The sequence below is a fragment of the Microcystis sp. LE19-84.1B genome, assembly GCF_027531875.1.
In the GTDB taxonomy this organism is placed as follows: Bacteria; Cyanobacteriota; Cyanobacteriia; order Cyanobacteriales; family Microcystaceae; genus Microcystis; species Microcystis panniformis.
In genome coordinates this window covers 1-1,206 of sequence record NZ_JAPZSR010000277.1, presented here as the reverse complement: position 1 = coordinate 1,206, position 1,206 = coordinate 1, and the positions used below count along the sequence as shown (strand labels likewise).

Here is a 1,206-nt window from a genome sequence, read left to right as displayed (position 1 = left end):
CCCCTAAACTTAGGGTAGTATTAGTAGCACCACTAATATTAGTCCAATTTGTCCCATCGGTCGATTGTTGCCATTGATAATTTAGGGTTCCTAAACCATCAGCATCCGCTAGGTTATTATTAGCGGTTAGGGTTTGGTTTTCTGTGACTGTACCTGTAATGGTTAAATTACCGGAGGGGGAAGTATTAAACACCCCTGTTGCTCCAAAAACCACTAACCTACCGCTAGAAGCTGTTTTTTCTACCGTAAAACTCTGAAGCCTCTTGGCACTATTAACTAGAAATCTTACCCCAAATAAAGCCGGATCATTAAAATTTTGGAAAGTTGTTCCATCTGCTCTAGCTCGATCTAACCCATCTATCAGATAATAGAGATCCTTAGACTCGGTAATCTCATTAAACCAATCGGGAATAGTGCGAGTCGTGGTGGTTTCGCTAGTCCCATCAGTATAGTTTAAGATGAGTCGGAGATTACTACTCGCTTCTGTAGAGGTGACAGCTAAATGAATAGCACGATATTGACCACTAGGAATATTAACCGTAAAACTCCCCGTTGAAGTGGTAATTAAACGCGCATTATTACCATTATCACTGTTACTGTACCCCAGTTGAATGCTTGGGTGATAACTATTCGCAGCGAAAAATCCTGCATCTGGTAGGCCATTACCATTAAGACTATCGGAAAATGTGGCAAAAGACTGGGAAATAAAAGCGTTACCTTCTACATCAATCCCGGTTTGAGTAGTATCCGTTACACCCCCTGTACGGTTGACAATGACATCAACGTCGGGAGAAATATTAAAGGTATTGGTGGCTTGACCGACGGGAGTTCCAGAACTGTCCGTTGTGGTAATATTTAGACTCCACCCCCCATCAATACTACCAAAATCACCACTAGCATCATCAATTACAAATAGTCTCCATGTACCATTAGCATTACTCCCATTGAAAACTGATAAACTACTGCCATAAGTTCCGGTTGGTGCGGGTGTACCAAATATATCTCCGGTTCCAATATTTGTCGGTTTATAGGTTCCACTGGCGATCGCAGTTTCATCAAGGAGATAATTAACGGCATTATCGTCAAAAGTGAGGTTAATTCCCGATAAATCCGTACTTCCCCCCACATCGGACATTAAAATTACTGTTTGTCCTTGCGGTCCGACTAAAAGAATATCAATATCATCGGGGTAAGTATGATTAATAT

General features: G+C 41.4%; 1 protein-coding gene. It reads right to left on the bottom strand.

The features are described 5' to 3' along the window. Window positions 1-1,206 (bottom strand): DUF8696 domain-containing protein (locus tag O9324_RS15875; RefSeq protein ID WP_502846587.1); only part of this gene is annotated, 1,206 nt, incomplete at both ends.